Genomic DNA, 18,539 nt, shown 5'->3' on the forward strand with positions numbered 1-18,539 from the left:
CGTCAGGGGAAAACAGCGCGTGAAACGCGAGCTCGGCTTCGCCCTCATGGCGGTGAACCTACGGAAGTTCATCGCCAAAGGCATCGGGGGAAGTGCAAAGAAGGGGTCCGGCCACCGAAAATCGGTGACCGGACCCCTCTTTTTATTAAAAAGCTCTAAAGCCGGCTAGTTATGTCCCAGCCTCTTATTTTTTATTTAAATTCGAATCGGAGCGCCCCTTTTTCAAGATAGAGCGCAGCGTCGAACGTCTTGTCCCCTTTTTTGAACGTATGCACGTTCGACTGGCCGCCGTTGATCATCTGTTTCAGCTCATCCTTGGCAATCCCGACGCCGAGCACTTGTTTCGACATCGTGAACTTGCATCCTTCGCGATAACCGCTGCAGCCGATAAACTTCGGATGCTCGACGAGCCCTTTGCCGCAGCTCGGACAGACGCCGAACGACGCTTTTGGCCGTGCCGCAGATTTTTTACCGAAACGTCTTGCTTCGATCGTGTAGCCTTCCGGGTTCGCCGACTCGACACGCGCCTTCGCCTCCTCGACGAGATGAATCGACATCTTTTTCGCCTGTTCGATAAACTCGGCGGCGGATGCCGATGCCTGTCCAATCTCATGGAGCCGCTTCTCCCACTTCGCCGTCATGGCCGGCGAGGCGAGGATGCTGTCGCCGAGCACATCGATTAAGAGACGACCCTTGTCGGTCGGGACGAGCTCTTTCTTTTGCAGGTCGACATAACCCCGTTTTTTCAATCCGTCGATAATATTGGCCCGCGTGGCCTCGGTGCCGAGCCCTTCGACTTCTTTCATGATGTGAATCAGTTCCTCATCATCGAGTTGCTTGCCGGCCACTTTCATCGCCATGATCAGTGCCCCTTCCGTATACCGTTTCGGTGGCTCCGTCTGTTTCGATAATACTTCGACTTTTTTTTCGGTCAACGGTTCACCGACTGTAAGTGCCGGGAGCTCGACGTCTTTGGACTTCATCTCGACGACTTGCCGGTACCCGGGGCTGACGACGACCGTCCCTTTCGCCCGGTATAGGTCGTCCCCGTCCATGAGGTCGACCGTCGTCTTCTCAAGCTTCGCCGGAGGGGCGAACGCCGCAAGAAAGCGACGGTTAATCAAATCGTATAGTTTTGCATCGTCCCCGCTGAGCCGAGCCACATCGCCACACGCCTCGGTCGGGATGATCGCATAGTGATCACTGACTTTTTTCGCATTGACGTAGCGACTGTTTCGCGACGGATTCTCGGTCAACACGTCCTGAAGTCCGGCATAGGCCGCGGACTTCAACAGCCGGGCTTTCGTCTGCGGGAACAGTGTCGCTTCGTCCGGTGTGACGAAGCTCGAGTCGGTCCGTGGATAACTGATCCACCCTTTTGTATACAACTTTTGGGCGATATCGAGCGTCTTCTTCGCCCCAAAGCCGAACCGCTTGCCGGCCTCGGCCTGCAAACCCGATAAACTGAACCAAAACGGCGGGTATTCCGTCTTGTCCTCTTTGTCAATCGAACGGACAATCGCCGTCCCGGTTGCCCGGTTGACGACGGCGTCGGCTTGATCGCGTGTCTTCAGTTTCGTCGTCTTCCCGAGCATGTATTTCGCTTTGAACGTGCCACGTCCTTTTTGAAGTGTCGCCTCGACCTCGAAATACGGCTCTGGGACGAACTGTTTAATCTCACGTTCGCGATTGACGATCAAAGCGAGCGTCGGCGTCTGGACACGACCGAGCGAGAACACGTCCTCGATACCGATCGTCTTCAACAGCGTCGTATATGCCCTTGAGGCGTTCATACCGACGAGCCAGTCGGCACAAGCACGACTCATCGCCTCATGATAATAAGGGACGGTCTGGTCGCCGGGCAGCAGTTCGGCGAAACCACGGTCGACCGCCTGTTCGGTCAAACTTGAGATCCAAAGGCGTGACAACGGTTTTTTATTGCCAGCGAGTCGTAAAATGAGCCGGACAATCGCTTCTCCTTCTCGCTCGGCATCGGACGCGATGATGATATCGGTGATGGAGCGATCGTGCAGCCATTTTTTGATCGTCTGGAACGGTTTTGATTTACCTTTCGAGATGCGATAGTCGAATCGGTCCGGCACAATCGGGAGCGACTCATATTTCCACGACTTCCATTCCGGTTTATAGTGGGACGGTTCTTGAAGCTCGCATAAGTGACCGACCGCCCACACGACGATGGCACCTTCCGGGAAACGGGCGCAAGAAGCGATCTCAATCTCGTCTTTTTTCTTTTTTGATGGATACGGCGCAGCCAGTTTTTGAGCCTGCGACGGTTTCTCCGCGATGATTAGTCTCATAGGATCCCTACTTTCAAAGTCATCCGAAATATCTCGTCGGAACGACACTTTCGAGAAAGAATGTATTTTCTTATCTATTCTATAATATCATTAGAAGAGTATGTACAACATAAAGGGGGATGTCGATTGTCTTATCTTATCTTATTCGCCGCCGTCTTCTTCTTATCGACGAGCGTCTTGTTCGTCAAATGGACGTCCGCACCGGCCGAGACGGCCGCGTTTTACCGTATGCTGATCACGTGCCTGATGTTGTTGCCCTTCGTCGATTTCAAGTCGCTCCTCGGGACACGACTCATGACGCGATATGCCTTGCTCCTCAGCGGGACGTTGCTCGCGTTCCATTTTTGGCTCTGGTTTTTATCGCTCGATTATACGACCGTCGCGAGTTCAACGTTATTCGTGACGTCGAGTCCGATTTTCGTTTTAATCGGGAACGCCTTGATTTTTAAAAAGAATCCGACCCGGAAAGGGTTAGCCTTCGCGCTCATCGCTGTCTTCGGAGGTATGCTTGTCGCGGCAGGCGACATTCAACTCGGACGTGAAGCGCTGTTCGGGGACTTGCTCGCTTTAATCGCCGCCCTTCTTATCGCCGGCTATTGGCTCGTCGGCCAACACGTCCGGACTGAAATGAACACGAATACATACTCGTTCAGCGTCTATCTCGTCGCAGCGGTCGTCCTCTGTTTCATGCTTCTCGTCCGGGGGACGACGTTCACCGCGTTCGAATCGGTCAACTGGTGGTATTTCCTCGCCCTCGCCTTCTTCCCGACGATTTTAGGGCATAACTTGTTCAACTATGCGCTCGCCCGTGTCAGTGCGACCGTTGTCAGCATCACTATCCTTGGCGAGGCATTGTGGGGCATGCTTTTCGGGTTCGTCTTCTTCGACGAGCGTCTCGGCGTGATGCAATGGATCGGCGCGGCCGTCCTGCTCGGCGGAATCTATTTGTTCCTAAAAGAAGACGCCCGTTCCACCAGAACGGACGTCGCTTCATAAATTGGTCGCTTTCGCTTCGACTTCTTCCTCAGACGGGCGGAACAATAACTTGCGGTCCCACACCGCCATGCCGACCGCCGTCAAGAAGGTCATGGCATCGGCGATTGGAAACGCGAGCCACACCCCGAACACGCCGAAGAAGTTCGGCAAGATGAAGACGAGCGGAATCGTATAGAGCGTTTGGCGCGACAGTGACAAGAACATCGCGACACGGGCCTTTCCGAGCGATTGATAAATGCCGTTGATGAGCATTTGCACGCTCGGGAGAAACGAGACGGCGAACAACACATGGATGGCCGTCACCCCGCCGGCAATCAAGTTCGCGTCGGTCGTGAACATGCGCATGAGCTGTTCCGGAATCAACTGGAGCGTCAGCCAGATGATGACCGCGATGGCAATCCCGACCCGCAACGCCATCCAGATCGTCTCGCGCATCCGGTCGAATTGTCTGGCCCCGAAATTATACCCGACGATCGGCTGCATGCCTTGGACGATGCCCATAATCGGCATGCCGACGAGCGCCATGAATTTGTTGATGATCGCGAAGATGGCAAGTTCCTCGGTCCCCCCATACGTCCCGAGCATGACGTTGACCGCGACGAACAAAATCGACTGCGACACCATCATGATGAACGAAGACGAACCAATCGCCATAATCTCCTTCAATTCGCCGAACCGTAATCGAAACTTCCGCCACTGGAAATCGAGATCGGTGCGGCGATTTTTTGCGAAAAAGAAACGGAGCATGAGCACCGACCCGACGACTTGAGCGAGCGCCGTCGACCAGGCCGCCCCGTATATGCCCCACCCGAACGTGAAGATGAACAACGGCGTCGTCACCAAGTTGACGACGACGGTCGTGAGCATCACTTTCATCTGATAGGGCGCCTGCCCTTCGGCGCGCACCATCGCGCTCGCCGCCAGGGTGAACATGAAGAACGGAGAGCTGATCAGCACGACCGATAAGTATTGTCGGCTCAATTCCATGATGGCCGATGTCGCCCCGAACACTTTCAAAATATCATCCAGCATGAAGAAGGCGGAACTGACCGCGAAGGCAGCGAACACGCCGACGAGGACGAGGACATTCAAAAACGTGACGGCGGCACCGGCATCGTCGCCTTTCCCGAGCTTCCGTGAACTAATGGACGCCCCGCCCAATCCGACCGCACTCGAGACGGCCATAAGAATCATTTGAATCGGGAACGCGATTCCGATGGCAGCCACGGCAGTTGCCCCGATGCCTCGGGCGACGAAAATCGTATCAATGATATTGTACAGTGCCGTCACCAGCATCCCGATCATCGCCGGCAGCGACAGCTTGAACAGCAGGCGGCCAATCGGGTCGGTCCGGAGCTGCTCCGTATTTTGATTCATGCTTCCATCCCCTTTGTCGTCTATGTTAACAGGGTAGCAAGATTGGATGGAACGGTCGACTATGTTGTCTTGCCGGATGTGTCAGACGTGACTCGGTTCGGGTGTGTTCACGACACCGGCTTTTCGCTTGCGCATGATGAAGTCGGTCGCGACCGGTCGCTCGACCTTGACGCGTACCGTCATCATCGCCTGGTTCGCCGTCTCGAGTCTTTTCCCGGATTCATCGTACAGTTCCTCGATTCGTTGCGAGAAACGGACGAAGCCGGGACCGAAAAACTCGACTTCTTCCCCGCGTCGAAAATGATTCCGTTGCTCAAGTGTCGCCAGCTGTGTCGACGCATCATACGAGATGACGCGGGCCGCGAACGCATATTGCGGGATGGCGCGCGGTTTGCCGAACAGTTGCTCGTTCTCGGTCGGGACGCCGTAATAGAATCCGGTCGCGAGTTCACGTTGCGCCGCTTTCCAAATCTCTTCTTCCCAGGCCGGATCGAACACGAAGCCATCAGGATCGTCACAGTACGCATCGATGACTTGCCGATAGACGTTACAGACCGTCGCCACGTAATGAATCGATTTCATCCGGCCCTCGATTTTCAAGCTATCGACACCAGCCTCGACCAAATCGGGGATATGGCGCACCATCGCCAAATCGACCGAGCTCATCGAGAACGGTTCTTCGTCACGTGCCGCCATCTCATCGGTCAATAGCTCATCCGCTTCAAAGAAACCGTATTTCCAACGGCACGACTGGGCACAGCCGCCACGGTTTGCATCGCGCAGCGCCATGTGGTTTGATAACGTGCAACGGCCCGAATAGGAGATGCACATCGCCCCATGCACGAACGTCTCGATTTCGACATCGACTTGCCGTTTCATCTCTTTGATTTCTTCCATCGACACTTCACGCGCAAGGACGATGCGCTCCAACCCTTCCTCTTGCCAAAAACGGAGCGTCTCATAGTTCGTCGCCGATGCTTGCGTCGACAAGTGGACCGGAAGTCCCGGTGCATCTGTGAGACATACCTCGATCATGGCCGGATCGGAGACGATGACGGCATCGATGCCGATGTCACGAAGTTTGCAAAAGAACTCTCCCGCACCCTCGATATCCCCTTCATGCGTTACCATATTCGCCGCGACATACACTTTTGCCCCACGTTCATGAGCGAACGCGACGCCTTCGGCCATCTCGTCGTACCCGAAGTTGCCGGCCCGGGAGCGGAGCCCGAACTGTTGCCCTCCGATGAAGACCGCATCGGCCCCGTATAAAATCGCCATCTTCAATTTTTCCAAATTCCCGGCTGGTGCTAATAGTTCTGGACGTTTTTTCATCTCAATCCCTCACTTGATCTCTTCTGGATTACGTAACAACAATCCGGTTCCGAGCCGGAATTGTTCAGGTTGGAGTTCGGCGAGGCGCCGCTCCATGACGTGGCGGTCGAACCGCCCGTTTAATAAATCTGACCGGGCTTTATCGAACAGGCGGACGATGTCAACGAACGCATCTCCCGCATGCCAGCCTTCGAGTTTCCACGTGTGTAGTCCGCCCTTCAAGAGCGCGGGAAGTTGACCCATGAGCGTCAAATCTTCTGAGAAGACGTGCGTGCCGTTGTCGTCTTGATAGACCGGATAGCGGCTGTCCGCATCCGATGGTTCGCTCACATAGTACTCGCGTTCTTCTGCCAACGTGTTCGACCGGCCGATCTCGTTAAAGTAGTTCGTCAAGAGCGGACGCTTCGAATGATGGATGCACGTCGGGCCATACACTTGCACCTCGACCGGCAACCCGATCTGTTGTTGGATTATCTCAAGTTCGGTCAGCGTCACTTCACGCGCCACGACCGCGCCAATCGCGTCACGTTTACCCCAAAACTGAATGTGGCGCGCCGACGTGACGAGCGTTTGAGCATCATACCAATAGGGGATATTGGCATTACGGATCATGCGGATGGCGCCCGGGTCGCCGGCCGTCACACTGTCGATTCCGATCGCTTTGAGTTCCTGCAAATATTCAGGGAGCGTCTTGATCTGCTCGTTATGCATCAAGTTATTGACAGCGACCGTCACTTCTTTGCCGTATCGGTGGGCTACTGCTGTGACTTCTCGCACAGCCGGAAGTGACCAGTCACCTTTGTGGCGTAACCCATATTTTGAATCTCCGATATAGATGCGGTCGGAGCCCGCCATGATTAGCGCCTCTGCTTGCTCGACGCTTTGTGCCGTAGTCACTAGCTGAATCATCATTTGCTTTCTTCTCCTCACTTTGTGAGTCTAATCACATATTCTTGCTATACTCTAGCACACGTTTTGATGTGGTGGCCGTGCAGGAATTTAACAACTCGTGAAGAAATCAGTAACAAAGTATGACTTTTTACATCGAAGGAGTGGACGATTTTGACAAAAACCGCCTTAATTACTGGAGCCTCGACCGGAATTGGCCTCGATCTTGCCGTTTTAGCGGCCCGGGACGGGTTTGACTGTATCCTCGTGTCTCGCAACGAGCCCCGTTTGCACGAATTGAAAAAAGTACTGGAGAAGCGGTACCGTGTCCACGTGCACGTATTCGCCCTCGACTTGTCTGAACATCAGGCCGCAAAACGACTGACAAACGCGATTGAAGACGCCGGACTGACGGTCGACTTTTTAATCAACAACGCCGGTTTCGGGACGGCCGGCGAGTTCATCGACCTCGACGCCGAGACCGAGGCCGAAGAGGTCCGCTTGAACGTCAACGCCCTGACCGAACTGACGAAAGCCTACTTACCTGGCATGGTCGAGCGAAATCATGGTTATGTCTTAAATGTCGCCTCAGTCGCCGCCTTCCAACCTGGCCCTTACATGGCGGTCTATTATGCGACGAAAGCGTACGTGTTGTCACTCACCGAGGCGCTCCATGCCGAAGTGAAAGGAACAGGTGTGAACGTGAGCGTCCTGTGCCCGGGACCGACCGATACCGGTTTCTTCAATCGTGCCGGCAGCGAAATGATGGTGTCGAAAATGCCGTCCCACCTCGTCGCCTTCTTCGGCTATAAAGGCGTCATGAATAACAAACGCGTGGTCGTTCCCGGCGTCTCGAACCAGTTGCTAGTGGCCGCGGCCAAACTCATGCCTAGGGCGGTCAGCCTCGAGATCTTGCGCCGGTTCCAAAAACCGTCAGATGCCGGAATGGAAGATGTGCCGACGACCTGACAATCATAATCAATAAAAAGGAGGAGGTTCCCGTTGTGGGACCTCCTCCTTTTACGTATAGTGATTGTTCAATGTCGAGCCAACTGCACCATGCGCCGAATCAGTGAAACACCCGGAATACACACCATCAGAGCCGTCGCCACGACGACTGCCCAGGCCAACACGCTCTCGAGCGTGACCGCTCGCTCGGCCAGTCCGTCAAGGACGCGTCCCCCTTGTACAGACAGGACGATCATTAGTGCAGGCCATACACTCGCGCCGAGAATACTGAGCATCCCATAGCGCGTTCGAATGAGACGACGAGACATCAACAATAAATTGAGTCCCATAAACAACAGTCCAATGAAAAGAAACCAACCGATTTCAACTAGATTGACGTATCCGCTCATGCACGCGTCACCTCACTCGGTGTGATATCTACTTGTTACCCGTCTTCTCGTACAAATATGCGAACGAACAGATCGTGCAATAAGACGAGAAAGAGGGCATTCCCGATGCCATGGGCCATATCGAACGGCAAACTGAGCACGAGCAATTTGACGAAGTCGATCCCGATTACCTCGGCGAAGGACAGGTTGGCCGTCCATCCGAATAAAAAGCCGGCCCCGAGACCGACGGCGGCAAGGAACAACCGGGAGCGACGAAGCAATGGCTTCAAGAACGAGACGACGACGACGACAAGGAGCCACCCTAAAAATTGAAACAAAACGAACGGGCCGACCCCGAGCAACAGACCTGATAAAATCGGAACGAACAATGCCAACATGGCCCCACTCGTGAATCCAAAATAAAGGGTCGTCAGCATGAGCAGCGCTGTCGAAGGTTGGACATTCGGGATGGCCACGAACAGCCAACGTCCGATGACCGCGAGAGCGAGAATTTGCGTCAAGACGGCAATCGGGGCGTCACTCCGTTCGAACCTCGACATGACCCCCGCTGCAATCAAGAGGATGAGGACATATGTGACCATAGCGCACTCCGTTTCATATAGTCGCTGCGATCCCCATCAAAGACGAGCATCCCGTTCGACAGGCAAATGATGCGGTCTGCCGCCTGAATCAGTTGCTCGTCATGGGTGGCACACATGATGTGCGCCGTCCCGGCTTTCTCGATTAACGCCCGTTCAAACTGAGAGCGCTCTTGCTCGGTCAAGCCCACGCTTGGCTCGTCCAACAAGAACAGAGATGCCTCAGAATCGAATATGGCTTGCAGTTGAGCGAGACGACGATTCGTCGCATGCGGGAACGGACCAACCTCTTGCTCGGCCGGTAAATAAACCGGCCGCTCGGTCCATTTGACCTTCCCATACAACGGACGCACGCTTTTGGCAATCAATTCGAGCAACGTCGACTTCCCGCTGCCATTCGTACCGATACAGACGGTCAGACCCGGCCCCTTCATTTCGTAAGACACATGCTCGACCGCATAGGACGCCTGTAACGGGTGGCGATAGGACACGTCCGTAACGACAAGTTGAGGCTGATTCATGGTCGGATTGACGTGAAACGCGCCGGACGGACTATGTTCGCGCGTCCTATCCGTGTAAGCAATCCGAACGCCAAGCCCGGTCAGTCTGCTGAGCAACATCGTTAAATGCTCGACCCGAAACCGATCCAAATGTCGAAACGGTTCAATCAAGACGAGCGCCTCGGCTGAATCGGCGAGGGCGTGAGCGATGCGGACGAGTTGCCGTTCTCCGCTTGAGCACTCATCGAATCGCTTATGAAATAGATGATCGATTTGAAGAATGGCAGCCAGTTCGGCTCCTCGCAGGGAGTCACTCCCAGAAATGAGCGATGAAACCTTCCCGGCAAGCGGGGTATCAAGGCGGATGACTCGCGCTCGTTCTTCCCTCACCCACTCATCGAATTCATCATGTCCGTCTGCCAAGGATAACCAACGCATCGCGCAACCCACCTTTCGTCAAATATGGATACAGTAACCACACGACCGGCACTCCCATCGAGGCGATCGCCACGAAACCGAGCAAGACGAGGCATTGAACGGTGTCATGCCGTTCGAAACGTCGCATTTGATTCGTCACATACACCGGTTCAAGGCGTTGACTGTCGATACCGACCACGATCGCCTCTTGCCACTCGCGTCTCGGATGGCTCGCAATGGATAATCGCACCGCCCGCTCCATCGACGGGACGAGGGCCCATCCCCCATAGAGCAACCGGGTCGAACGCGGCCATCTGTTCAAGAACGGAAGCAATCGTTCGAGTCGTATGAACCGGTTCATCCAGATCATACCGAACAAAAATGTAGATAATGGAATCAATTGATTCGTGATGCCCATGAGAGAGACGTTCCACCCAAAAACAATCGGTGCAAACGAGATCAGCATGAACGCGGCCAAAACACCGAGCATCGCCAGCGGAAATCGTCGTTCGAGGAGCAACAGGCCGACAAGCCCAAGAAGGAACCAAACCGAATCATTTAAATAAGTCAGGATGAACAAATGGACCACTAAGAAGAAAAGGAGCGTGACCGGATGTCTGCGCTCCCAATCTGCCTCATTCGAAGAAAGAAATCGCATCTTCTTCGAAACGCCATTGAATAATATCGGTCGATTCGACTTCTTTGGCCCCAGCGCCTTCGTCGCCTGGGCTTCCATTAAAGGCGTAGACCCAGCCCGACGATTGACCGGCCGACTTCTCTTGAATGCCGTCGATCGCCGTCACGTATGTCATCTCTCCGCTACCGACCGATTCGATGTCGAGTTCAGTCGCTTCAAGGGCATCGAGCACTGTCGCCCCGTCCTCTAAACAGACGCTCTTCTCATGGAACAACGTCTCCTCGGTCGCAGCATCATAAACGGAAATCGTCGGTTCGACATCACAAGCCGCTTCCTGGGTCGATGTCGTATCTCCTCCGCATGCGGTCAAAAGCGGGACAAGTAAACTCATCAGAAGCAATTTTTTCATAAATCAGTCAAATCCTCTCGTTGATGGATAGAGTAGTTGTATAGAATCGTGTATTTCTCACCCGTCGTCCGCCCTTGCTGGCTCAATCCCGACAATTGAATGCTGTTGGCGAGCACCGGCTCGCGTTGCAACCAGAACTTGACGAGGCGATTATCCCGATTGATCATGAGCATCGACTCGTTCTCGAACGTGTACATGTCGTACAGCCCATCGAATGAGAACTGGAGGAACGGGGCATCGACTTGTGTCGTGAATTCAGACCAGGCCGGTTTCCGGATCGCGTCGAGCATATGTTCAAAGTCGACGAGTTTCTCGAAGAACGCACTTCCCGAATCCTTATTCAGTTCGTCGACTTGACGATACGTCAGCTCGCCCGATTCGTCGTAGTTGATTCGAATCTGTTGATACGAATTTGCGCGTTCGACCATGAGCAAATATTCGAGCGAACGGAGTTCACCGTCCTCGCTGAAAATCATTTTGCTTCGGTCGAGTTTGATGGACTCACTGTTGATCCGGCGCAGAATGTTGTCCGTCATCTCGTCAAACGTCTCGTCTTGAATCGACACCGTTCCAATCTGTTGTGACTCGGCCCGGAATTCGGATTGATCAAAGAGTGGGACGAACAAGAGGACGATGAAGAAAAAGAATCCGACGAGCGCCCCGTACCATTTATAGCGGCTATTGCGTTTCGGGAAGAATAAGAACGACATCAGGAATCCGATTGGAATATGAAAGCCACCAATAGGGAATGAAACGATCCCGAGCAATGAGAAAAATAAAAATTTGATAAGAAAGTTTGGTTCCGGTTCTTTCAGTTGATTTAAGCGTAAACCTAGCAACGTACTGATGACGAAAAAGCCTAGCCATACGTATAGTTGTACTGTCACGTTAATCCCCCACTGTAAACTCGAAGAAGTCAGTCGCTACATGGCTGTCTGGAAACACGGTGCGCACTTCATCCACAAACGCCTCGTCTCGACCTTGATAGCGGGCCGAGATATGCGTGACAATCAAACGGCCAACTTGCGCCGTTTTTGCGAGCGTTGCCGCCTCAACTGTCGTCGAGTGGCCGTATTGACGGGCGAGTTTCGCCTCTGCTTGCATGAACGTCGCTTCATGAACGAGCACGTCGACGCCAGTGGCGAGGATGGCTGCGTTCGGACAAGGGACCGTATCGCCTAGAATCGCCACGACCAGTCCGGGAACCGCGTCAGTGACGTATTCTTTAGAGGCGTACGTTTCCCCTTCAAACTCGAACGTGTCAGACTGCTTGATCGTCCGATAAATCGGTCCGCTCGGGATGCCGAGCGCCTTCACTTTTTCGACGAGCAATGCGCCCGGTCGTTCCGGCGCTTCGATGCGGAATCCATAAGACGGAAAGCGATGTTCAAGCCGTCTGACCGTGACGATGTGCCCGTCCTGTTCGAACGTATCGCCGTCCTCGTACTCGACAATCGTCAAATCATAGCCGAGATAAGAACCGGTTACTTTCATCGTCAACTCGAGCCATTTCTTGATGCCTTTCGGTCCATACAAGGTGAGCGGGCTCGATCCGTCGAGCGCCGAGCGCGTCGACAGAAACCCGGGCAGACCGAAGACGTGATCCCCGTGAAGGTGTGTCACCCAGACGGCTGAGACTTTGCGCGGCTTGACTTTCGTATGCAACATTTGGTGCTGGGTCGCCTCGCCACAATCGATAAGCCACGTCTGTTTCGTAAGCGTAAGTGCCAACCCCGAGACGTTCCGTTGTTTCGACGGCATACCGGAGCCAGTTCCTAAAAATTGTAACTTCATAAATAATATTGTCCTTTCTTATCGTCCATTCCATGCTATACTGTAGGCAATCGTTGAAAAAGGATGTGATCCGTGATGAAGAAAGTTGAACATTCCGACTCGATCTATCAACAGATCCGGGAACGGGCGACTTCAATGAATCGCAAACACCAACAAGAATTAGGCACCTCAATCCTCATTCACGACATAGCGATGGAACTTCACTGTTCAGACGAACTCGTTTTAGAATCGTTGGAGTTCGCCGCATAATAGCTCGAACACATAGGAAGAGCCGACATCACGTCGGCTCTTTTTCATTTCGTTTTAGGTGTCGCGACGAGCTCGACAATTTGAACGACATATTCAACCAACTTGTACAGTTCGACGAGTGGCATACGCTCGTTCGTCGTATGAATTTCTTCATATCCGACAGCAAGGTTGACGGTCGGAATCCCACCACCGGCAATCACGTTGGCGTCAGAACCGCCGCCCGAATGCAAGATTCGAATTGGACGGCCAATCGCTGTCGCGGCTGCTTTCGCCACTTCGACGACTTCGTCCCCTTCTTCGAACTTAAAGCCTGGGTACATGATGTCGATGTCGACTTCCGCACGTCCGCCATGTTCTTCAGCTGCGTCAAGATACGCTTGTTTCATCGCTACGGCTTGTGCTTCCATCTTTTCATGAATCAATGAACGCGCCTCGGCGAGGACTTCGACGTAGTCGCAGACGATGTTCGTGGCACGGCCGCCTTCGAAGCGTCCGATGTTTGCCGTCGTCTCATCATCGATGCGACCTAACTTCATCTTCGCGATTGCTTTCGCCGCGATTTGAATCGCCGATACACCTTTTTCCGGGGCTACACCGGCATGAGCCGTCTTGCCATAGATTTTGGCGTTCACTTTCGCCTGAGTCGGTGCTGCGACGATAATGTCGCCGACCGGGCCATCCGAATCGAGCGCGAATCCAAACTTCGCATCAATTTTCGAAAGATCGAGCACTTTTGCCCCGACGAGCCCAGATTCTTCTCCGACTGTGATCACGAACTGGATTTGACCGTGTGGAATCGCTTGTTCCGTCAACACGCGAACGAGTTCGATCATCGCCGTCAATCCGGTTTTATCATCCGCCCCGAGGATGGTCGTCCCATCCGTCACGACGTAACCGTCTTGAATACTCGTCTTGATCCCTTTACCAGGTGTGACCGTATCCATATGCGCCGTGAAATAGATCGGGTCGACGCCTTGTTTCGTCGCCGGTAGCGTAATAATCAAGTTGTTACCTGAATGAGCCGTTTTCGTCGACGCATCGTCTTCATAGACGTCGCATCCGAGCTCTGTGAAGACCGCCTTTAAATGCTCACAGATGACTGCTTCTTCTTTCGTCTCTGAGTCGATCCCGACCAGTTGTAAAAATGTGTCAAGCACTCGTTTCTCGTTTACCATGAAAACATCCCTCCATCCAAACATTTCTAGGTTATTATAACAAACTCGTGCCGTTTGCACGAACCTTTTCCATTCTGTACAATGAGGACAAACACATTTGGAGGAACGTCATGAGTAAGAAACAGAAAAAGCGTCAACGCATCATTCAAATCGGTGTCGTCGTCATCGTATCCATCTTTTTATTGAGCACGTTTTTGTCCGGGGTGGCCATGTTCCTGTAACAGCAGGATATACCGCTCTTTTAAAATCAAGTAGCTCTTCACGTCCGACAAAATATTTAATAACGATGAACGTACCTCAAATTCCTCACGCGACGTGGGGAGGGGTACGTTTTTTCGATAATGCTCAATCGTTTCTTCGAGCTCCCGTAGGAACGTCGAAGCGTCGGCCCGTTGGTTGACGTTGTCGCCGACGCGCCGAAGGAACGTCGCGACCGGTTTGGCCTCATTGACGACCATCGTGATCTCCCGTGAGTTCTCGGCGATGCGCTTCAAGATGTCATATTGCCGCTCCCGCATTCGGAAGTACAGGTAATCCATGTCCTCGTTCCGCTTCCCGATCGAGTTCCCCATGCGACGGAGCGCGAGGTCTTTCCCTTGTTTCAAATAATCCCGCGTCTTCAACAGCATCATCGAATGGTCGTTATAGACGCCGGTCTCGACACATGCGGCCACATCATAAAAATGCACGGCGAGCGCCCGGTCGATATTGTCCTTGATGCGTTCGATCTCTTTATCGAGCGTCGGCATATACATGTTGACGACGAGCCCGACCCCGACCCCGATGGCGATCAACAACAACTCGTTCACGAACAAATCGAGTGAGAACTGTCCTTCCGTATACAGATGGGTCAGGATGACGACACTTGTGATCATGCCATCTTGCAGTTTGAGCTGTTGTACGAGCGGGATGAACATGACAAAATAAAGTGTGAGCGTCGCTGGCGAATAGCCGAGCAAGGTGAACATCAACGCACCCATGCCGATGGCAATCAAGCTGGCCATGACCCGTTCATAGGAGGCCCGAAACGACTTTTTCCGCGTCTCCTGAATACTGAGGATGGCGATGATGGCCGCGAAGACGTAATAGTCGAGATGGATCGTCTCCGAGATAAGCATGGCAATCCCGGCGGCTGCCGCCGTCTTGAGCGTACGTGATCCGATTTTCATAATAGCTCCTCCTCTCTCACAAAATTGTTCACTAGTTTCTTCCGTTTGGCAATCCATATGTTTGGAAGTGATCGTATTGAAAAGAAAGAAACGCGGCGTGATCCCGACGATTCTCACGCTCGCTCTCGCCATATCCGGTTTCCTTTGGCTCCAAGATCGTCCGATCGGGTCGTATACCGTTCAGACCTATGACAACGGGGACGTCTCGACCCGGGCGTTCGAGTCGCTCGATGAGGCGCGCGCCTACATGGAACGCGGGGGCAATCGCGCCCTACTCGATGCGTCGGGAGACGTCATCGATTTCACAGGTACTGGAATCGCGGTCACCCCGACCGACCGAATCACAAACCTATATCAGGACGCCGAGTTTAAGAAACGGCAGTCCTATGTCGCCGGTGGAACACGTCTCCGTCTCATGCAAACGGGCGACAAGCATTTGTTGGTAAATATCTCTGGGGCCGATGTCTACGTGAAGCCGGCCGACATGACGCTTTACCCGGACGCCGTCGTCGAGCGGCGCGGCTTCTATCAGATACAGGACGGACAAGTGTTCCATACCGTCGAGGCGAACGGCAATTTGGCCGGGACGTTTCTCGTCGGACCGGCGCCGCAACAGTCGTCCGACCGATATTACACGGAGGACGTACGCGACGTGTTCGATTCGCCCTACCAATTCGCTTCAATCGCGTCGAAGGCACCGTATTCGGCTCGCGAGCTTGACGCATTCCTCGAATCACTCGACGATAGCCCGCTCGCTGGGAAAGGCGACGCCTTCAAGGACGCCGAGGCCGAATTCGGCATCAACGCCTTGTTCCTCATGGCTGTAGCCGGACACGAGTCCGGTTTCGGTACGTCTGCCATCGCCCGTGAAAAAAATAACTTGTTCGGCTTCCAAGCGACCGACAACGATCCGAGCGGAAATGCGGCCTCTTATCCATCCGTCGAGGCGAGCATCGATGGGGCGGCTCGTTTATTCGCCGAGAAGTACGTGACCGGAGATTACGACCGCGGTCCGTTTCCGGGCAATAAACAAGAAGGCGTCAACGTCTTTTACGCCTCGGACCCATATTGGGGCGAGAAAGTCGCCGGGACGATGTATCGCATCGATCGTGAACTCGGATTGACCTATTTCAAACAGCTAAAATGACGGCCACGGCGGCCGTCATTTTTTTTTGCAGGAATCCCCCCTTCGCTGAGCGAATACCTAAATGAACGACCATTCATTCCAAAGGGGGATTTGTATGAAAACGATTTGGATCACAGGTGGCTCATCGGGGATGGGCAAGGCGATGGCGCTAAAATTCAAAACCGAGGGTTGGAACGTCGCCATCAGCGGCCGCAACGAAGAGCGGCTACAAGAAGCGATGGGCGAACTGGAGGCCATCGGGGCCGGAGCAGCGATGGCCGTGCAACACGATGTGCGTGACTACGAGTCGTGTTCACAAGCACTCGATCAAATCAGCGAACGCTTCGGACCGGTGCATGCGCTCGTCAATAACGCAGCCGGCAACTTCGTCTGTCCGACGCTCGACTTGACGCCGAACGGCTGGACGAGCGTCATCGACATCGTCTTGAACGGGACGTTCAATTGTACCCACGTCCTCGGCAAACATTGGGAACGGGAGCAACTGCGGGACGGCTCCATCATCAACATGGTCGCCTCCTACGCCTGGCAAGCGGGCGCCGGTGTCGCCCCGAGCGCCGCCGCCAAGGCCGGGGTGCTCAATTTGACGCGGACGCTCGCCGTCGAATGGGGGTATCAGTTCGGGGCACGCGTGAACGCGATCAGCCCGGGCCCAATCGAGCGGACCGGTGGTGCCGACAAACTCGCCGTCCACGTCAAAGAAGTCGAGCGCATCCGTCGTAACGTGCCGCTCGGACGGTTCGGCACACCCGAAGAGATTGCCGACCTCGCCTATTGGATGGCGTCGGACGAGATGCGCTATTTGAACGGAGAATGTATCTCGCTCGACGGCGGCCATTGGCTCAATAAACATCCGTTCTAACCTAAAACGGCCGAGGAGATTCCTCGGCCGTTTCATATGTCTTGTCCCGTCCATTCCGCTTCGAACCTGTCCAAAAATGAGACCATGAATGCGTGGCGTTCCCGAGCAATCTGTCGTGCCCGTTCCGTATGCATCCCATCCGCGAGCCGGAGCAACTTATCATCGAAGTGGGCGACCGCACTTGTCGCATCGTTCGGGTCATATAAAGCCGTTCCGCGTGACCCCGCGAATTGGAACGTGCGGGCGATGCCGATCGCCCCAATCGCGTCGAGTCGATCCGCATCTTGCAGGATGGCACTTTCCAACGTCGATGGACTTCTATGTTTCGAGAACGATGTCTCGCCGATGATCGTCAGGACGTGCGCCCGTCGATTCGGGTCGAGCGCTAACGTGTCCAAGTGACGCGCGACGAGCCCCGCCTCGCGACCGAGCTTCTCATCCTCGACGTCGTGCAAGAGCGCCGCAAGCGTCAAGACAAGCCGATCGACGTCTCCCCCTTCGGCGAGATGCATGGCTAAGCGGCGCACCCGCTCGAGGTGGGCCATGTCATGACCGGTATAGTCCCCGGCATGCAGCGCCGCCACGTACCGTTCGGTCTCGAGTAATGCTGGTTGCGTCGTCAAATCTCGATCGTCGTGTTCGGCTCAATCAAGAGGCCGCGTTGGTGCAGTTGATCGCAGAAAGCCTGTGCGTCTTGTTTGATGGGTGGGAACGTGTCGAAGTGAATCGGTACGACCCGTTTCGCTTGGAGCCAGTGCGCGGCATCGAGTGCGTCGACCGGTCCCATCGTGAAGTTGTCACCGATCGGGAGGAACGCGACGTCGATATCGAAGCGTTCGCCATACAGTTTCATGTCCGAGAACAGGGCCGTGTCCCCGGCGTGATACACCGTGAGCGCCTCTGTCTCGATGATGAACCCGCCCGGCATACCCATGTAAATCGGGACGTCCCCCATATCAAGACTCGAGCTATGGAATGCCTGCGTCATCGTGACGCGACCGAACGAAAACGAATGTCCGCCCCCGATGTTCATGCCGTGGACCGAATAGCCTTTTTTCTCATAATATGTCGCCAGTTCGTGCGTCGCGACGATTGTCGCACCCGTCTGTTTCGCAATCAGTTCCACGTCTTCGACATGGTCGAAATGAGCGTGGGTGAGCAGGATATAATCTGCTTTGACGCTCGCCGGATCGATGTCCGTGTGCGGATTGCTCGTCAGGAACGGGTCAATCAAGACGGATGTCCCGTCGATATCGAGTTGTACGGTTGCATGGCCATAGTATGTGATCTTCATAGAAATCCTCCCTTTCTGGTGTCAGATGGATCGTTTCAG

General features: G+C 54.2%; 20 protein-coding genes. 5 read left to right on the forward strand and 15 right to left on the reverse strand.

The window, feature by feature from the left end; translation table 11 throughout:
- Positions 1-191: 191 nt before the first annotated feature.
- On the reverse strand, positions 192-2,318 hold the full coding sequence (locus KNP02_RS00005) for a DNA topoisomerase III (RefSeq protein ID WP_214706078.1): 2,127 nt from the start codon (positions 2,316-2,318) through the stop codon (positions 192-194).
- A 126-nt stretch (positions 2,319-2,444) separates the two neighbouring features.
- On the opposite strand from KNP02_RS00005, the gene KNP02_RS00010 reads away from it, so the two are divergent.
- A complete protein-coding gene (locus tag KNP02_RS00010; protein ID WP_214706080.1) occupies positions 2,445-3,314 on the forward strand; it encodes a DMT family transporter in 870 nt (289 codons plus the stop codon).
- Here KNP02_RS00010 and KNP02_RS00015 read toward each other — a convergent pair.
- The 3 genes from KNP02_RS00015 to KNP02_RS00025 all read right to left on the reverse strand — a co-directional run bounded on the left by KNP02_RS00015 (position 3,309) and on the right by KNP02_RS00025 (position 6,938).
- On the reverse strand, positions 3,309-4,691 hold the full coding sequence (locus KNP02_RS00015) for an MATE family efflux transporter (protein ID WP_214706082.1): 1,383 nt from the start codon (positions 4,689-4,691) through the stop codon (positions 3,309-3,311). The genes KNP02_RS00010 and KNP02_RS00015 overlap by 6 nt on opposite strands.
- Positions 4,692-4,772: 81 nt before the next feature.
- Positions 4,773-6,026 carry a peptidase U32 family protein gene (locus KNP02_RS00020; protein WP_214706084.1) on the reverse strand — a complete coding sequence of 418 codons (1,254 nt, stop codon included), beginning with the start codon at positions 6,024-6,026 and terminating at the stop codon, positions 4,773-4,775.
- 9 nt (positions 6,027-6,035) lie between these two features.
- Positions 6,036-6,938 (reverse strand): peptidase U32 family protein, encoded by a 903-nt coding sequence (locus KNP02_RS00025; RefSeq protein ID WP_214706087.1) that lies wholly within the window; start codon positions 6,936-6,938, stop codon positions 6,036-6,038.
- A gap of 150 nt (positions 6,939-7,088) precedes the next feature.
- Here KNP02_RS00025 and KNP02_RS00030 point away from each other — a divergent pair, with 150 nt between their 5' ends.
- On the forward strand, positions 7,089-7,883 hold the full coding sequence (locus KNP02_RS00030) for an SDR family NAD(P)-dependent oxidoreductase (RefSeq protein ID WP_240731320.1): 795 nt from the start codon (positions 7,089-7,091) through the stop codon (positions 7,881-7,883).
- Between the two features lie 68 nt (positions 7,884-7,951).
- On the opposite strand, the gene KNP02_RS00035 is transcribed toward KNP02_RS00030, so the two are convergent.
- From KNP02_RS00035 to rnz, 7 genes are read right to left on the reverse strand one after another with little or no spacing between them, the layout of a single operon-like run.
- Entirely contained in the window at positions 7,952-8,272 is a 321-nt protein-coding gene (locus KNP02_RS00035; protein WP_034777912.1) for a hypothetical protein, read from the reverse strand.
- Positions 8,273-8,307: 35 nt separating this feature from the next.
- Positions 8,308-8,853 carry a hypothetical protein gene (locus tag KNP02_RS00040; protein WP_214706088.1) on the reverse strand — a complete coding sequence of 182 codons (546 nt, stop codon included), beginning with the start codon at positions 8,851-8,853 and terminating at the stop codon, positions 8,308-8,310.
- Positions 8,826-9,788, reverse strand: coding sequence for an ATP-binding cassette domain-containing protein (locus KNP02_RS00045; RefSeq protein WP_214706090.1), 963 nt, complete (start codon positions 9,786-9,788; stop codon positions 8,826-8,828). The genes KNP02_RS00040 and KNP02_RS00045 overlap by 28 nt, the downstream gene beginning before the upstream one ends.
- Entirely contained in the window at positions 9,757-10,425 is a 669-nt protein-coding gene (locus KNP02_RS00050) for a hypothetical protein (RefSeq protein ID WP_214706091.1), read from the reverse strand. The genes KNP02_RS00045 and KNP02_RS00050 overlap by 32 nt, the downstream gene beginning before the upstream one ends.
- On the reverse strand, positions 10,403-10,813 hold the full coding sequence (locus tag KNP02_RS00055; protein WP_214706093.1) for a DUF4430 domain-containing protein: 411 nt from the start codon (positions 10,811-10,813) through the stop codon (positions 10,403-10,405). Before KNP02_RS00055 ends, KNP02_RS00050 begins: the two co-directional genes overlap by 23 nt.
- Complete coding sequence (locus KNP02_RS00060; RefSeq protein ID WP_029595291.1) at positions 10,810-11,700, reverse strand: hypothetical protein; 891 nt, start codon at positions 11,698-11,700, stop codon at positions 10,810-10,812. Before KNP02_RS00060 ends, KNP02_RS00055 begins: the two co-directional genes overlap by 4 nt.
- 1 nt (position 11,701) lies before the next feature.
- Complete coding sequence (rnz, locus tag KNP02_RS00065; RefSeq protein WP_214706096.1) at positions 11,702-12,607, reverse strand: ribonuclease Z; 906 nt, start codon at positions 12,605-12,607, stop codon at positions 11,702-11,704.
- 75 nt (positions 12,608-12,682) lie between these two features.
- Here rnz and KNP02_RS00070 point away from each other — a divergent pair, with 75 nt between their 5' ends.
- A complete protein-coding gene (locus KNP02_RS00070) occupies positions 12,683-12,856 on the forward strand; it encodes a hypothetical protein (protein ID WP_021067671.1) in 174 nt (57 codons plus the stop codon).
- A gap of 44 nt (positions 12,857-12,900) precedes the next feature.
- Here KNP02_RS00070 and KNP02_RS00075 read toward each other — a convergent pair whose 3' ends face one another.
- Together KNP02_RS00075 and KNP02_RS00080 are read right to left on the reverse strand one after the other, a co-directional pair.
- The gene (locus KNP02_RS00075; protein ID WP_214706101.1) at positions 12,901-14,031 is read right to left on the reverse strand and encodes a M20/M25/M40 family metallo-hydrolase; all 1,131 of its coding nucleotides are present in this window, start codon (positions 14,029-14,031) and stop codon (positions 12,901-12,903) included.
- A 179-nt stretch (positions 14,032-14,210) separates the two neighbouring features.
- Positions 14,211-15,200, reverse strand: a complete 990-nt coding sequence (locus KNP02_RS00080) for an aromatic acid exporter family protein (RefSeq protein ID WP_021067673.1) — start codon at positions 15,198-15,200, stop codon at positions 14,211-14,213.
- A gap of 67 nt (positions 15,201-15,267) precedes the next feature.
- On the opposite strand from KNP02_RS00080, the gene KNP02_RS00085 reads away from it, so the two are divergent.
- Together KNP02_RS00085 and fadH are read left to right on the forward strand one after the other, a co-directional pair.
- Positions 15,268-16,347 carry an N-acetylglucosaminidase gene (locus KNP02_RS00085; protein ID WP_353047331.1) on the forward strand — a complete coding sequence of 360 codons (1,080 nt, stop codon included), beginning with the start codon at positions 15,268-15,270 and terminating at the stop codon, positions 16,345-16,347.
- Between the two features lie 94 nt (positions 16,348-16,441).
- Positions 16,442-17,206, forward strand: a complete 765-nt coding sequence (gene fadH, locus KNP02_RS00090) for a 2,4-dienoyl-CoA reductase (RefSeq protein ID WP_371819416.1) — start codon at positions 16,442-16,444, stop codon at positions 17,204-17,206.
- Between the two features lie 32 nt (positions 17,207-17,238).
- Here the strand turns inward: fadH and KNP02_RS00095 are convergent, their stop codons facing one another.
- Together KNP02_RS00095 and KNP02_RS00100 are read right to left on the reverse strand one after the other, a co-directional pair.
- Positions 17,239-17,829, reverse strand: a complete 591-nt coding sequence (locus tag KNP02_RS00095; protein WP_214706105.1) for an HD domain-containing protein — start codon at positions 17,827-17,829, stop codon at positions 17,239-17,241.
- A complete protein-coding gene (locus KNP02_RS00100; RefSeq protein WP_214706107.1) occupies positions 17,826-18,500 on the reverse strand; it encodes a metal-dependent hydrolase in 675 nt (224 codons plus the stop codon). The genes KNP02_RS00095 and KNP02_RS00100 overlap by 4 nt, the downstream gene beginning before the upstream one ends.
- Positions 18,501-18,539 lie beyond the last annotated feature (39 nt).

This window comes from Exiguobacterium sp. s40 (assembly GCF_018617905.1).
Lineage (GTDB): Bacteria > Bacillota > Bacilli > Exiguobacteriales > Exiguobacteriaceae > Exiguobacterium > Exiguobacterium mexicanum_A.